This is a genomic window from Monashia sp. HAY1-5C (assembly GCF_056755255.1).
The window spans coordinates 1-260 of record NZ_JBPGXG010000453.1 but is presented as its reverse complement, the minus strand read 5'-3'; the positions used below and the strand labels follow the sequence as shown (position 1 = coordinate 260).

Below are 260 nucleotides of genomic sequence, written 5' to 3'. Positions count from 1 at the left end.
ATGTGGGCGGGTCGTCGGCCTGCACTTCTTCTCGCCCGCCCACATCATGCGGCTGCTGGAAGTGGTGAACTGCAAGAAGACGGCGCCGGAGGTCCTGGCGAGCGCATTGGCATTCGCGAAACGCTTAAGTAAACTGCCCATCGTCTGCGGTGTCACCGAAGGCTTCATCGGCAACCGCGTCTTCTCGGCCTATCGCCGCGAGGCCGAATACATGGTCGAGGACGGCGCTTTGCCCGACGAAATCGATGCGGCTCTGGAAG

Annotated in this window: 1 protein-coding gene; it reads left to right on the top strand. The window is 61.9% G+C overall.

The window, feature by feature from the left end; all coding sequences use genetic code 11:
* A partial coding sequence (locus ACR9ZK_RS22400; RefSeq protein WP_481344133.1) for a 3-hydroxyacyl-CoA dehydrogenase NAD-binding domain-containing protein occupies positions 1–260 on the top strand: 260 nt, incomplete at both ends.